The 13616-nt window shown below is 37.9% G+C and carries 15 protein-coding genes; 1 reads left to right on the forward strand and 14 read right to left on the reverse strand.

Annotation, left to right across the window (positions count from 1 at the left end):
• Positions 1-13: 13 nt before the first annotated feature.
• Positions 14-184 (reverse strand): DUF4264 family protein, encoded by a 171-nt coding sequence (locus SLH51_RS02910; protein WP_335958971.1) that lies wholly within the window; start codon positions 182-184, stop codon positions 14-16.
• A 109-nt stretch (positions 185-293) separates the two neighbouring features.
• Between SLH51_RS02910 and SLH51_RS02915 the strand changes: the two genes are divergently transcribed.
• Positions 294-446 (forward strand): hypothetical protein, encoded by a 153-nt coding sequence (locus SLH51_RS02915; protein WP_335958972.1) that lies wholly within the window; start codon positions 294-296, stop codon positions 444-446.
• A gap of 172 nt (positions 447-618) precedes the next feature.
• Here the strand turns inward: SLH51_RS02915 and SLH51_RS02920 are convergent, their stop codons facing one another.
• From SLH51_RS02920 to SLH51_RS02980, 13 genes are all read right to left on the reverse strand, one after another.
• Positions 619-1479: a ComEC/Rec2 family competence protein gene (locus SLH51_RS02920; RefSeq protein ID WP_335958973.1), complete on the reverse strand. Its 861-nt coding sequence runs from the start codon at positions 1477-1479 to the stop codon at positions 619-621.
• 94 nt (positions 1480-1573) lie between these two features.
• Positions 1574-4384, reverse strand: coding sequence for an ATP-dependent DNA helicase DinG (gene dinG / locus SLH51_RS02925; RefSeq protein WP_335958974.1), 2811 nt, complete (start codon positions 4382-4384; stop codon positions 1574-1576).
• Between the two features lie 32 nt (positions 4385-4416).
• Entirely contained in the window at positions 4417-5397 is a 981-nt protein-coding gene (locus tag SLH51_RS02930; protein ID WP_335958975.1) for a tetratricopeptide repeat protein, read from the reverse strand.
• Between the two features lie 63 nt (positions 5398-5460).
• Entirely contained in the window at positions 5461-5844 is a 384-nt protein-coding gene (panD, locus tag SLH51_RS02935) for an aspartate 1-decarboxylase (RefSeq protein ID WP_335958976.1), read from the reverse strand.
• A 14-nt stretch (positions 5845-5858) separates the two neighbouring features.
• Positions 5859-6701: a pantoate--beta-alanine ligase gene (gene panC, locus SLH51_RS02940; protein ID WP_335958977.1), complete on the reverse strand. Its 843-nt coding sequence runs from the start codon at positions 6699-6701 to the stop codon at positions 5859-5861.
• Positions 6698-7537: a 3-methyl-2-oxobutanoate hydroxymethyltransferase gene (gene panB / locus SLH51_RS02945; RefSeq protein WP_335958980.1), complete on the reverse strand. Its 840-nt coding sequence runs from the start codon at positions 7535-7537 to the stop codon at positions 6698-6700. The genes panC and panB overlap by 4 nt, the downstream gene beginning before the upstream one ends.
• Positions 7538-7802: 265 nt before the next feature.
• A complete protein-coding gene (locus tag SLH51_RS02950; protein ID WP_335958981.1) occupies positions 7803-8777 on the reverse strand; it encodes a biotin--[acetyl-CoA-carboxylase] ligase in 975 nt (324 codons plus the stop codon).
• Positions 8774-9913: a CCA tRNA nucleotidyltransferase gene (locus SLH51_RS02955; RefSeq protein ID WP_335958983.1), complete on the reverse strand. Its 1140-nt coding sequence runs from the start codon at positions 9911-9913 to the stop codon at positions 8774-8776. Before SLH51_RS02955 ends, SLH51_RS02950 begins: the two co-directional genes overlap by 4 nt.
• A 15-nt stretch (positions 9914-9928) precedes the next feature.
• On the reverse strand, positions 9929-11056 hold the full coding sequence (bshA, locus tag SLH51_RS02960) for an N-acetyl-alpha-D-glucosaminyl L-malate synthase BshA (protein WP_335958984.1): 1128 nt from the start codon (positions 11054-11056) through the stop codon (positions 9929-9931).
• Complete coding sequence (gene bshB1, locus SLH51_RS02965) at positions 11053-11772, reverse strand: bacillithiol biosynthesis deacetylase BshB1 (RefSeq protein WP_335958985.1); 720 nt, start codon at positions 11770-11772, stop codon at positions 11053-11055. The genes bshA and bshB1 overlap by 4 nt, the downstream gene beginning before the upstream one ends.
• Positions 11765-12175: a methylglyoxal synthase gene (locus tag SLH51_RS02970; protein ID WP_335958986.1), complete on the reverse strand. Its 411-nt coding sequence runs from the start codon at positions 12173-12175 to the stop codon at positions 11765-11767. The genes bshB1 and SLH51_RS02970 overlap by 8 nt, the downstream gene beginning before the upstream one ends.
• 84 nt (positions 12176-12259) lie before the next feature.
• Positions 12260-13060 carry a 4-hydroxy-tetrahydrodipicolinate reductase gene (gene dapB / locus SLH51_RS02975; protein ID WP_335958987.1) on the reverse strand — a complete coding sequence of 267 codons (801 nt, stop codon included), beginning with the start codon at positions 13058-13060 and terminating at the stop codon, positions 12260-12262.
• Entirely contained in the window at positions 13053-13385 is a 333-nt protein-coding gene (locus SLH51_RS02980) for a nucleotide pyrophosphohydrolase (protein WP_335959062.1), read from the reverse strand. Before SLH51_RS02980 ends, dapB begins: the two co-directional genes overlap by 8 nt.
• Positions 13386-13616 lie beyond the last annotated feature (231 nt).

Genomic DNA, 13616 nt, shown 5'->3' on the forward strand with positions numbered 1-13616 from the left:
TTCCCAACTCTCATTATGTATGATAGATAGTAAAAACCATCGTATCCTGGTCTTTCTCATCTAGTGCAATGCCAAATAGTAAATCCTTTTCTTTTAACGTTCTATTCAGGGCATCAACAATTTTATATGTATCTGGTGCCTTTTTCACTTTTGTTGTTGATAAAACAACCTTTTTTTGTTCCATTATTTCTCCTCCATTGATTTAAGTTATTCCTTGATGTACAAGTTTTTCTAAACATAGTGATTTTAAATATGGTGATACTATAAATACGCCGATGAAAGGAGGCGTACAAGTGTCAATCCATGATACTACTGCAAACAGATATCAAAAAGAAAAAGAAGATGTAGCATTATTACGTCGGGACGGGCTGAAGTGGCATCAAGTTTTTCCAGTTTCAATCCGTCAGACACTGTTTCCCTCAATTTTTCAGAAAGATCGTAAGTAATAGTAAGATGCGTATATACATGATACGTCATATACGTAAAGCAATTCAACAAAAAACAAACTTCCTACTCACACCTCAATCATGTTCTGCACGATGCCCCGTGCAGAACATTTTATCATTTCCTACTAAAAATAGTATACCATCAGCAAACATTCCATCAACAACTTCCCACCTAATCTTTAAAGTGAACTGTGACAATTTCATAATCAAATTTGTTCACTTTAACGATCACTGAGCCATTCTGTTTTGTCTGGTAAGTATCTATCCACGTTTCTTGTAATCGCTCGAGTAGCTGAGCGCTCACGTCCCCGTTTTTCTTGGAGAAAAGAATGGCAACTTGCGGGTCAATTTCATTTAAAAAGCGTTGTGTAGTGCCTTCATCAGTTCCAAATTCAGCTACCTTTAAAATAGAAACAGGCGATAATCCTTTTTTTATCCACTGATACTCAAGTTTCTCACTTGCATCTGAGGCGAAAAAGAATTGGTGACTATCATGTATTGTAATAATAAAGGTCAGCATTGGCATGATCGCTGATTCATCAGGCAATATCTTTACAGACACATGGCTTGCTAACTCTTTTATTTCTGACTCTTCCCATCCAATAATATCCACATTATATTTTTGGTATTGGGAGATCGCTTGATCAAGGCCTTGTTCGGGGACAACAATGGTTTTCGTTTGTAATTGCGAGAGAACTTCTTCTACGTTTCCACTATATTCTTTTTCGAACCGCGGTAAAATAATTGTATCAACAGTTGAAACGTTCAATTTTTTTAAGCGCAAAAACAAAGCATCTGCTGAATCTTTGGACCCTGTACCAATTAACATGGATCCCTCATTCGGCAATTCGAGGTAGGTTGCTTCACCATTGGGAAGATCTAAGAAAACAAATCCAACATCATCTTCTTCAAGTTGTAAATCTAATTCAACCTCTGCTTCTGTGTCACTCGAGTTCACCACCAATCGGATATCCATTCCTAATGTAACACTCATTACAATTAAGCATACAAGTCCAATAAGAACTTTACGCATATCGTCTGTTCCCTCCAGAAAATATAATCGGTTTGTTACACTAACAACAATTTCAATATCGTATTATCCGTCATAAGGGATCGTATAGAGATTCTTACATATACTCTTTAAATTGTTCCAGTAACTCTTCCAACTTCCCTTCATGAACAGGTACGTCAGGTAAAGACCTTATAAATTGTTTGCCGTACCGAGTAGTTGAGATTCGTCTATCTAAAATAAACACGCTTCCGCGATCATTTGTCGTTCTGATAAGTCTTCCAAAACCTTGCTTAAATCGAATAATGGCTTGTGGTAAAGAAATTTCCATAAACGGATTTCGTTTGTCTTCCTTAGCTTTCTCATACTGAGCTTGAAGCAAAGGCTGATCAGGAGGGGAAAATGGAAGTCTTACAATGATTAGCATGCGCAACTCATCTCCAGGTAGGTCAATCCCTTCCCAAAAGCTACTCGTACCAAATAAAATGGCTTGGCTGCTTTGTTTAAACATTTTCATCAGCTTTGCCCTACTGCCACTTGTAACACCTTGAGCAATTAATTGAAACGAACTAAATTCATTAAAATCCTTCACATGATAATAAACTTGCTTTAACATTTCATAAGAGGTAAAGAGAACTAGCATTTTCCCACTTGAAACTTCCATCATTCTCCATAATTTTATAGATACTTCCTCTGCGAATTCTTTATCAGATACTTCATTTATCGCCGGTATATCCGTTGGTAGGAGTAGTTTAACTTGGTCCATATAAGTAAAGGGGGATGGAATCATGCACGACTCCACTCCAAAATCAGTTAACCCTAATCGCTTTTCTTGATAACGAAACGTCCCATTCACTGACAAAGTTGCAGACGTCATCACTACACTTTTTTTCTTTGCAAAAAATTGATCTGCAAGTAAATCAGATACATCAATCGGCTTACTAAATAAATAGGTTGCATTTCTTGCCCCTCTTGGTTCTATTTCAATCCAATAGACGACATTTGGATCAAACTCAAGCAACATCTCATATAATATTTGTTCTTCCTCATATAACGATTCAACAACACTTTCAACATCTGCGATAAATCCACGATCTTTATAGGTCATATCTTCCTTTTTATCAGAGAATGGCTCAAGCCACCCGCGAAGTAACCCAATTGAATCCTTTGATTGCATATGAACACGCATGGCACATTCAAGAATTGCTTGCCATATTGAACCTTCCTCAGTATAACTCTCATAGCGATAACGAACCCGGCCAACGTCAGTTGAACTTGTTTGCTTATGCAAAACATATCCATGAAGCATACGGAACAGCTCATCTAACTCTTCTTTAAGCGTTAATAAACGCTCAAGCACTGCACTGACGCCTTTAGGCACAGTTAGTTGATAATTAGTAACAAGTTGATGAAGTCGCCCAAGCATTCCGTCTTCCTGACTAACACCTAATCGTTGAAATAAATAAGAAAAAGTGACAAAATCTGTTTTAGCACCTAAATGATCACTTGCGGTCTCTTCTAAGTGATGCGCTTCATCAATGACTGCATGTGTATAAGCTGGCAAAAGTCGCTGTTCATGAACGAGATCCGTACAAAGGAGAGAATGGTTGGTAATAATTAAATCGGCATGTTGAGCTCTTTTCCTAGCTCTGTGATAAAAGCAACGTGAGAACCAAGGACTATAACGACCTAAATCCGAAGCTGAATCACTCTGTACTTCATACCAAAAACCTTTACCTCCTGAAGGAAGATTCAACTCTTCTACATCGCCATGTTCTGTCTCGGTAACCCAAATGAGTAACAAAGCTTTTGTTAATAGAACATCATAAGAATCATCTTGAATGTTCACTAATGACTGTTCAAATTTACGTAAACAAAGATAATGACTTCTTCCTTTTAAAAGGGCTGCCTTTACTTTAAATGGTAGCATTTGATCAAGTAATGGCAAATCCCTTGATAACAGCTGGTCTTGAAGTGGAATTGTCTGTGTACTAATAACTACTGGCTTTTGTTGTGAATGTGCATAAAAAGCAGCTGGAAGTAAATAAGCAAGTGATTTACCTGTTCCAGTTCCCGCTTCAATGAACTTATGAACATTCTGATGGAACGCTTTATCCACTTCTCTCATCATTTGTTGCTGACCTTGCCTTAGTTCATATTCAGAGAATGCATTCTCCATCTTTCCTTCTTTTGCAAATAGCTTTTCTGCATATTCAGTAAACGTAACAGCTTTAGATGGAGTTTCTATTTCATCTGTTACTTTTTTTATGGCGATCTGGCGAAAACAATCATAATGCTCGGCGTCCCGATTACCAAAAGCAAGTTTATCTTGTATAAACTCTTCTAGTATTGGCTCTAAATCACTTTTAAATTTCCTTGATAAAGGAACCAATTGTTGAAGAGTCAGGATTGGTAAAGTTTTAAGTTTATGTAATAAAGTCATAAAAAGTGTTGCAGTTACTTCCGCATCACTGTCAGCTTGATGTGGACGATCATGTGAATACCCCAATTGCTCTGCTAATTGCCCAAGCTTATAACTCTCCTGTTGTGGTAACAATATTCTTGAAAGTTCTACTGTATCAAATACTGGAAGAGAAGGTAATGTGTAACCTTCTTCCTCAATTTGTTTTCTTAAAAAATTCAAATCAAAATCAACATTATGTGCAACAAAAGTGCTTCCTTTAAACAATGGCAATAGTTCTGGGATAACCTCATGAAAAGACGGAGCATTTGCTACAATTTCATCTGAAATGCCTGTTAACTCCTCTATAAATGGAGGAATTGATTGACTAGGATTGACAAAAGTAGCAAATGTTTCTACTATTTCTTCTTTCTCAATTACAACTGCTCCGATCTGAATAATCCGATCACCCCTCATAACCGAATGCCCCGTTGTCTCAACATCAACCACTATATAACGCTCTTTCATACTTCCACCTCAATCACTCAAAAAACCCTAATTCAACTCGTTGTCCATTCACTTACCTCTGGCCAACTTTGACGAAGCCAATTGAGTGAAAAACAGACATTAGCATTGTTTGGGTCTAGGAATAATGCTTCACGAAACGCTCTATATGCATTTTCTTTGTCACCTAAAAGTGCATAGTTCCAGGCAATTCCATGCAATACGTTTACAGATTCTAGAAATTTTTCTTGTACTCGTTTATAACAATGAACGGCTACCTGATGGAATCCATGCCATTCACAAACGTAGGCTAATGACATTAGTGCTTCTTTTGAATCTAATAAATGAATACTTGTTGTCCATGAAGACCAAGCTGCATCACGATCCCCTGTCTCCCACTGACAACAACCAAAATAAAACAATGCCTCGCCGTCTTCAGGAGTTTGCTCAATGCATTTCCCAAAATACTCCTTTGCTAAATGGAATGCCTCATTAGAAAAATAGCATATACCTAAATTATACACGACATCACTTGTAGACGTAAGTTGATTTGCATTTTGAAACGAAACAATGGCATCTTCAATCCTCTGTTCCCTTGTTTGAACACAACCAAGTCCAACAAACGCGAAATGTTTTAAATAAGGCAAATAACTCACTTGAATAAGGTACAGAAATGTCTCTTTGGCTTTTTCAAGCTGTTCTGAAAAAAGCAATGCATAACCAAGATAAAGCCTTCGTAATTCATCTTGTTCACCAGTTGTCTCTTCGATTATTAATGCACGTGCCGCTTCTTCGAACATGTCTAATTGATAATAAGTTGTTCCTTTAGAGTCGTATGATATAAACTTATCCGAACTGTTAGCAAAAAGCTTAAGATCGTTAATTTTCTCGTCTAGTTCTGTCCATTTATCTAACAGCATACCAGCGGTTTCTTCTAAGTATGCTAATTGGTTAGCTTGTTCTGATTCTGATAACAATGCCCATTTTTTTTCTATTTTTTCATAAATGGTATTCCAAGATGATAACCAATCCTTCAAAAAAACCCCTCCTCTCGATGACTATACTTAAAGTGTTTATCGAAGAGGAAGGGAATATGCGAATTATAAGACGGTAGAAGCTGGCTCTTTGTCTAACATTTCAACAATTTGGTTATCTTCGTTCATAATTGCTACTTTCGGATAATGATTTTTCACTTTTTCTTCTGCTACAAGTCCATAGGAAATAACGATAATCACATCTCCTTCATGAACAAGTCTCGCTGCTGCCCCATTTAAACAAAAAACATTGCTTCCTCTAGGCCCTTTAATGACATAAGTTTCAAATCTTGCTCCATTGTTATTATTAACAATCTGAACTTTTTCATTTTCTACTATGTCAACCGCATCCATAATATCTTCATCAATTGTTATACTTCCAACATAATTCAAATTTGATTCTGTCACACGAGCACGGTGAATTTTAGCTTTCATCATCGTACGATACATATTTTTTCTCCCCCTTACACTTCAACAATGTAATTATCAATTAAACGTGCATTTTTATAGTAATAGGCTACGGCTAGGATGGCTTTCCCTTGAATTTCCTCTGTAGTTTCTAGACTTGGATAACGTAAAACATCAATATAATCCAGTTTCCCAGAGCCCTCTTGTAGTCGTTCGGTTAATATTTTTAAAATTTTCGTTCTCGCACGCTCTCCGGATTGGATAAGGTCAGCCCCATATGTTAACGTTTCATATAACAATGGCGCTTCTAACCTTTCTTCCTCAGTTAAATATACATTCCGCGAACTTTTGGCTAAGCCATCCTCTTCTCGGATCGTCGGACAAGCGGTAATGATCACAGGTATATTAAAAGCCTCAACCATATTAATAATAACTGCTAATTGTTGAGCATCCTTTTGACCGAAAAAAGCTTCGTCAGGTTGGATGATTTGAAGCAGCTTCATTACAACGGTCGCAACTCCATCAAAATGTCCAGGTCGACTAGCCCCACAAAGTACATCCACTCCTTTGGTCACATGAATGGTCATTGGCATCTTTTCTGGATACATTTCTGTTACACTAGGGTAAAAAATCAAGTCCGTTCCTTCTTCTTTCGCCAGTTGTTCATCTCTCTTCAAGTCTCTTGGATAACGGTCTAAGTCTTCATTTGGACCAAATTGTAATGGGTTTACAAATATACTTACGATAACTATATCATGTTTTTTTCGAGCGGATTTGATCAAGCTTACATGTCCTTCATGTAGATATCCCATAGTGGGAACAAAGCCTACCGATTGCCCCGCTGTTCTCGCTTTAGTAATTTCTTGTCGAACTTCCTCTATGGTCTCGATTATTTTCACGACTTGACGCCTCCATATAATTGCATTAGCGCCTCATCACTCATTGTAAAAGAGTGTTCTTTTGCTGGAAATTGCCCCTGTTTCACTTCATGTACATATGTCTTTAGAGCTTTTTGGATCACAGGAGAGACACTTGTATAGCTTTTAACAAATTTTGGTACATGTACATTCCCATATCCTATTACATCATGATAAACAAGTACCTGACCATCTGTATCAACCCCTGCCCCAATCCCAATAATTGGAATGTCACATGCTGCCGATAGCATTGCCCCCACTTGTTCAGGAACACATTCTACGACTATTGCAAAGGCTCCAGCACTCTCTAATGCTTTTGCATCCTCTAGTAATTCTTTTGCAGATGTAGCATCTTTTCCTTGGACTCGATACCCACCGAGCACCCCTACAGACTGAGGAGTTAAACCTAAGTGACCCATAACTGGAACTCCTGCTGTCGTAAGTTTTCTAACCGTTTCAATAACATCTTTGGCGCCTTCTAGTTTGACCGCATTAGCTCCACCTTCTTGCAGCAATCGCCTTGCATGATGAAACGTATCGTCAAGACTTGAATGATACGTTAAAAATGGCATATCTGCTACGATAAACGTATTTTGTGCTCCTCTACGCGCCGCTTTCGTATGAAGGATCATATCATCCATTGTTACAGGGACTGTCGAATCATAGCCAAGGACAACCATACCCAGAGAATCACCAACGAGAATCATATCAATTCCAGCTTCTTCAACAAGTCGTGCACCCGGAGCATCATAGGCTGTCATCATTGTGATTTTTTCTTTTACCTCTTTCATCTTCATAAAACTAGCTGTTGTTTTCATTATATTCCTCCTTTTTAGAGGAGGGCCTCATAACTGTCAGATCAAAAAAATCTGACCCCATCAAAACACAAGTATTTTGTGCCTTGTTAACTAGGGGTCAGACTATTGTAACCAACGAGTGGTATACGAATAATTGACGTCAAACTTATGAACCCCTCTGTCCTAGTCCTAAATGGATCAAGGCAGATCCGATATTTAAATGATAAATCGGTGCAGTTCCAACATGGATACCGCCCATTCCCCAAAAGTATAACAATTTTCTTTATCATTGGGAAGCATTTTCAATATCAGCAGAATAAATCTGATGGAGTGTTCCTTGTTCATCTTCTAAAAGCAAAACACCTTCATTCGTAATTCCTTTTGCAAAACCATATAGAACCTCACGCATAGTTCTTGCATAAATATATTTTCCTACACTAATTGAATACGTCTCCCAAAGAGTTTTAATTGCTTCAAATCCATTAGTGAGATAATGTTCATATAATGTCTCAAACTCATTTACGACCGCAGCTACAATAAGAGCGCGCTCAAAAGGCTTTCCACCTTCAATTGCCAATGAAGTAGCCAAACCTTGAATTTCTGGATCAAGGTCTTTCAATTGTTGGTTTACATTGATTCCTATCCCGATAATAATGGAATGAACCCGGTCCGGATCCGCTTGCATTTCTGTTAAAATTCCAACAAGCTTTTTGCCATTAATTAAAACATCATTAGGCCATTTAATTTCGCAATTTATTCCTGTTTGATTTTTCAATGCCCGTACAACTGCTACTGCAGTCAACAATGTAAGCTGGGGTGTTTTTTGTGGGGAAAGATCTGGCCGAAGTATCAAACTCATGGAAATACTTGTTCCTTGTTTTGAATGCCAATTTCGTCCAAGTCGACCTTTTCCTTTTGTCTGCTCATTCGCAAGCACAATGTGACCTTCTCTAGCTCCTTCTTGTGCTAATTTATGTGCAACAATCTGTGTTGACTCGGTAGTATCAAGATACGTCATCTCTTTTCCCAAACGCATCGTCTTTAAGGCAACACCCACTTCATGTGAATGGATTCCATCTCCTTTTTTGATAAGTCGATACCCTTTTCTAGGCGCAGATTCAAGTTCATAGCCATTTTTTCTAAGTTCATCAATATGCTTCCAAATCGCCGTTCTTGAACAACCCAACTGCTGACTAATCATTTCTCCTGATACAAATTGATCCGGATGCTCTGCAAATATTTTCAGAAGACTTTCCTTCACAGCTCATCACTCCTTTTTTCTAAAGCTTGTAATATAGCATGTTTATCATTTCTACAATGCCTTGTTACGACGAGATGTTCAGCTAGCGAAAGAACTTCTTTCAGCCAAGGACCTTGTTCTTTTTTAAAAAAACGCAACACATCCCGACCACTCACTGCAAGCTCTGATCGATTATGGATCGGTAGTGCTTCCCACATCAAATTTAATTCTTGAAATGGTATTATCTTCTCTTTTAATAGTGAGCGTATTTTTTCAACATCTAACGCAACTTGAATGGATGCTTGGTACAGTTCTAATGACGTCCATTCATTTTTTTTTCTATTTTTATAATAGGACAGTCTTGAACTTACACCTCGTAAGCGTTCCTTTGATAGCAGTAATTGCTTTAATGGTGTTTCATCGTTAGCACCTATACATAAACAATGAATCGCCCAACAGATCGTTTCAGATTCATTCTTTAATGCTCCCACATTTGTGAATTGCTCTAACAAATCCTTGTTTAGCAAAAGATCCGGAAGCTCTTCGTACATTCCTGTTTCAACTAGTAAATTAATGGCTGAATTTCGATGATCGCCCTTTAGTAATTTAATCCATTCTTTCGTTATACGCTCGATTGCTACCTTTTTCAGAAAATGTTTTTTTCGAACGAGCGTGTCCCTAAGTTCGACATCTACTTCAAATCCTAACTCACTTACAAACCGAGCCACTCGTAACATTCGTAATGGATCCTCACTCATTCGCTCTTGTGGATCAATCGATCTTAGTACTTTAGCGTAAATATCTTTTTCTCCATTCACTAAATCAATTATTTCCCCTTCATCATCCAAGGCCAAACTATTAATAGTTAAATCTCGACGCTTTAGATCCTCTGTAAGTGTCTCACCCCTAATGGTTGTTACTTCAAAATGTAGTTGATTTAAGCGGACAATAATGGTTTCGTGTTGATTGTTCATCATGAATGTCTTCAAAAATATTGTAGCTACTTCATCCGGCGTAGCCGATGTGACGATATCAACATCAGCTATCTCTCTATTTAGAAGTAAATCCCGGACTGCACCACCAACTATGTAAGACTCAAAACCATTTTTTTTAAGCGTATGTAAAACTTCTTTAGCTTCCTGCCATGAGTTTGACACAACTCTTCCTCATTTCTATTCTTGCATAACTTGATGATACAATTTTTCATACTGGGAGACAATTAATTTTGAATGAAAGACGGACTGTACTCGTTCCATTCCGCGTTTGGAAAATGCTTCATGACATGCATCATCCATTAAAAGTCCAATGGCTTTACGAGCTACACACTCTACATCTCCAACATCACATAAGTAACCTGTCACTCCATCTACAACAACTTCTGGTACACCTCCTGCATGTGTGCCGATCACCGGAACACCACAAGCCATAGCCTCTAATGCAACAAGTCCAAAACTCTCTTTTTCACTTAATAGAAGCATGAGATCACTCATCGAAAGTAACTCAGCAATATGCTTTTGGTTACCTAAAAATAAAACGTTTTCCTCAATTTCTAAGTCCTTAACTAACTGCCTAGCTGTTGCTAATTCAGGACCATTTCCTATTAATAAAAGCTTAGATTTTACTTTTTTTGTAATACTCGCAAAACTTCGAACAACATCAGAAATTCTTTTAACTGGACGGAAATTCGAGATATGAATTATGATCCGTTCATCTTTAGCAATGTGGTAATGTTGTTTTAACTCTTCTACTTCTTGTTTCATGTACACACGTTCATCTATAAAATTATAAACCGTCGAAATGGATTTGTCGGTCGGTACTAGCTCGCGAGTTTGTGTTACTAAATCATTAGAAACAGCTGTAACAAGGTCTGATTGTTCAATCCCAAACTTTATAATATCTTTTAAGGATCTATCATAGCCTAGGACAGTAATATCCGTTCCGTGAAGCGTTGTAATAATCTTTAAATCTTGCTTGAGCATCTGTTTAGCTAAGATCGCACAAATCGCATGTGGTACAGCATAATGAACATGAATGAGATCTAGTTTTTGACGCTTGGCAACCTCCGCCATTTTACTAGCAAGTGTTAAATCATAGGGTGGATACTGAAAAACGGAATATTGATTTACCTCGACTTCATGATAATAAATATTAGGATAAACACGGTCGAGGCGAAACGGCACACTTGATGTAATAAAATGAACTTCATGACCTCGCTCAGCAAGCAATTTCCCAAGCTCTGTTGCAATCACACCGGACCCTCCAACAGTAGGGTAACAGCTGATTCCAATTTTCAATTTCATCTGTTACTCTCCCCTCCTGCAAACAAGTTTGAAACGATTATTGGTTTCATCGTTTTAAACCCTTCTGCATATGTCACTCCTACTTCTTTCCCAAATAAGCGTTCTCTTGAATCGACGACAGTTATGTAATCATTTGTTAACGGGGTGTCAATCGAATCAGAGGTTTTCACAAACTGACTTTCATAGGCCAAGAGCGCCTGTTTCTTTTTCTCAATAAAATGAGTGACATCAATGACAAAATCAGGGTGTTCATACCCATTAATAAAATAAAAATGCAACGCATCTGGACGGAAAGCATGTAAATCATCAGCACATTGATAGCGCTTTATACCAGCATTAAAGCATGCCTCCTTAACAATATCAGTACATGCACCATGATCCGGGTGACGATCTATAGGAAAAGGAGCAAACACAACGGCTGGTTTATACGTTCTAATTATTGAAACGACTTCAGCAAGTTGCTCTTTTGTAATCACCTTCAATCCTCTATCTGGAAGGGTTAACTGAATACGTGTCGTAAGTCCTAAGATCTCTCCAGCTCGCTTAGCCTCTTTTTGTCTTAATTCTACTGTCCCATTGGAAGATAACTCAGCTTTTGTTAAATCACAAATTCCTACACGATATCCGGCCTCTACATATTTGGCTAATGTGGCACCCATCCCGATTTCAACATCATCGGGATGGGCGCCAAATGCAAGAATATCCAACTTAACCATTGTGATCATCCTTATCAGCTTCACGCCAAGAAAAATCGCCACGTTCTAATCCTTTTATCAATACTTCAGCTGTTCCAATATTTGTAGCAAGTGGAACATGTCGGACGTCACAAAGACGAATGAGAGCAGTGACATCAGGCTCATGCGGTTGTGCCGTCAATGGATCACGGAAAAATAAGATTAAGTCAAATTTATTTTCAGCAACGAGTGCTCCAATTTGTTGGTCTCCCCCTAGAGGTCCTGATTTAAATCTAGTCACCATTAAATTCGTTGCTTCCATTACACGTGTGCCTGTCGTTCCTGTTCCATACAACTTGTGTTTTTCTAAAATGGTCTCATATGCAATAGCAAATTGAACCATTTCATCTTTTTTCTTGTCATGGGCAATCAGAGCGATTCTCATCCGGTTTTTTCTCTCCTTTTTTCCGCGAAGGTATATTTATAGAGGCAGACCTAGCTCAGTGTCTAGCCCTAGCTTTTTATCTTTTTATTCGATAATATGTTCTAAACCATAGATTAACGTATCAATTCGAAGGACAGACTCAACAGCAAGTTTCACTCCGGGCATAAAGGAGGTTCTGTTAATAGAGTCATGGCGAATTGTTAGTGTTTGACCTACTCCCCCAAATATTACTTCTTGATGAGCAACTAGACCTGGGAGACGAACACTATGAATTCTCATACCTTCAAAATCAGCTCCACGAGCACCTTTCAATTCTTCTGTTTCATTTGGATGCCCTTGTGATTTGGCAGCTCGCACTTCTGAAATAAGCTGTGCTGTTTTAACCGCAGTTCCAGACGGAGCATCTAACTTACGATCATGATGACGTTCAATTATCTCTACATCTGCTAGATATTTGGCAGCCATTTGTGAGAATTTCATCATTAAAATTGCGCCAATCGCAAAATTTGGTGCAATAATTGCTCCAAGACTTTTTTCTTCTGCTATTGTTCGAAGTTCCTCTATATCTTCTTCTGTAAATCCTGTTGTACCTACAACAGGGCGAACGCCCTTGGCAAAAGCTGCTTCCATATGCTTCTTCCCAAATGCCGGTGCCGTTAAATCAATTAAGACATCCACTTCTAGCTCTTCAAAACATTTATGTATATCCGTATAGACCCTAGCCTCAATCCCATGAAATCCGTCGATCTCACTCAGATTCATGCCATCATTTTTTGAATCTACTACAGCAACAAGATCAAATTCATTTGTTTCTGTAACCATTTTTACCGCTTCTTTCCCCATATTCCCACGAGGTCCAGCAACAACTATTTTCACTCTATTCATTCGATACACCTTCTTCTTCTATTCTTGTCCATCGATCCTTGTCTCTAGAATTGAATTTCTCCATAACAAGATCAAATGCTTCATCTAAATCAATTTGTAACGAATTCGCAAAACAAATCAATACAAATAGGATGTCTCCCATCTCTTGCTCCATTGTTCGATCTTCTTCATTTGTTTTTTTAGGTTTTTCTCCATAGAAATGATTAACCTCACGAGCTAATTCACCTACTTCTTCACTCATTCTTGCAAGCATTGCTAATGGACTGAAATAGCCTTCTTTAAACTGTCCTATATATTGATTTACTTCATCTTGCATTTGTTTCATTGATTTCTCACTCACTGTGTTCACCTCACATCCCTACCATACCAATGTTAGCGAAATGTTCGCATTTTGACAAACTTAAACTACGTTTGCCGTTATATTTCACTTTTTATATAATAGGGCATGTTCAAAAAGTGCTAACGACGCTTCAAGTGGTTAAAATAATAATCGATCCCTTCCTTTATCTACGAAATTAACTGACATGTTATTCAATTACACACTACTTGTATTTTA

Origin of the sequence: Halalkalibacter kiskunsagensis (genome assembly GCF_037027555.1) — a bacterium.
Taxonomy (GTDB): Bacteria; Bacillota; Bacilli; order Bacillales; family Bacillaceae_D; genus Halalkalibacter; species Halalkalibacter kiskunsagensis.

Bases quoted from the DNA above. Each gene is read 5' to 3' on its own strand.
- SLH51_RS02910 (WP_335958971.1), bottom strand. From the start codon at position 184: ATGGAACAAAAAAAGGTTGTTTTATCAACAACAAAAGTGAAAAAGGCA.
- SLH51_RS02920 (WP_335958973.1), bottom strand. From the start codon at position 1,479: ATGCGTAAAGTTCTTATTGGACTTGTATGCTTAATTGTAATGAGTGTT.
- dinG (WP_335958974.1), bottom strand. From the start codon at position 4,384: ATGAAAGAGCGTTATATAGTGGTTGATGTTGAGACAACGGGGCATTCG.
- panD (WP_335958976.1), bottom strand. From the start codon at position 5,844: ATGTATCGTACGATGATGAAAGCTAAAATTCACCGTGCTCGTGTGACA.
- panB (WP_335958980.1), bottom strand. From the start codon at position 7,537: ATGAAAACAACAGCTAGTTTTATGAAGATGAAAGAGGTAAAAGAAAAA.
- bshA (WP_335958984.1), bottom strand. From the start codon at position 11,056: ATGAAATTGAAAATTGGAATCAGCTGTTACCCTACTGTTGGAGGGTCC.
- bshB1 (WP_335958985.1), bottom strand. From the start codon at position 11,772: ATGGTTAAGTTGGATATTCTTGCATTTGGCGCCCATCCCGATGATGTT.
- SLH51_RS02970 (WP_335958986.1), bottom strand. From the start codon at position 12,175: ATGAGAATCGCTCTGATTGCCCATGACAAGAAAAAAGATGAAATGGTT.
- dapB (WP_335958987.1), bottom strand. From the start codon at position 13,060: ATGAATAGAGTGAAAATAGTTGTTGCTGGACCTCGTGGGAATATGGGG.
- SLH51_RS02980 (WP_335959062.1), bottom strand. From the start codon at position 13,385: ATGAAACAAATGCAAGATGAAGTAAATCAATATATAGGACAGTTTAAA.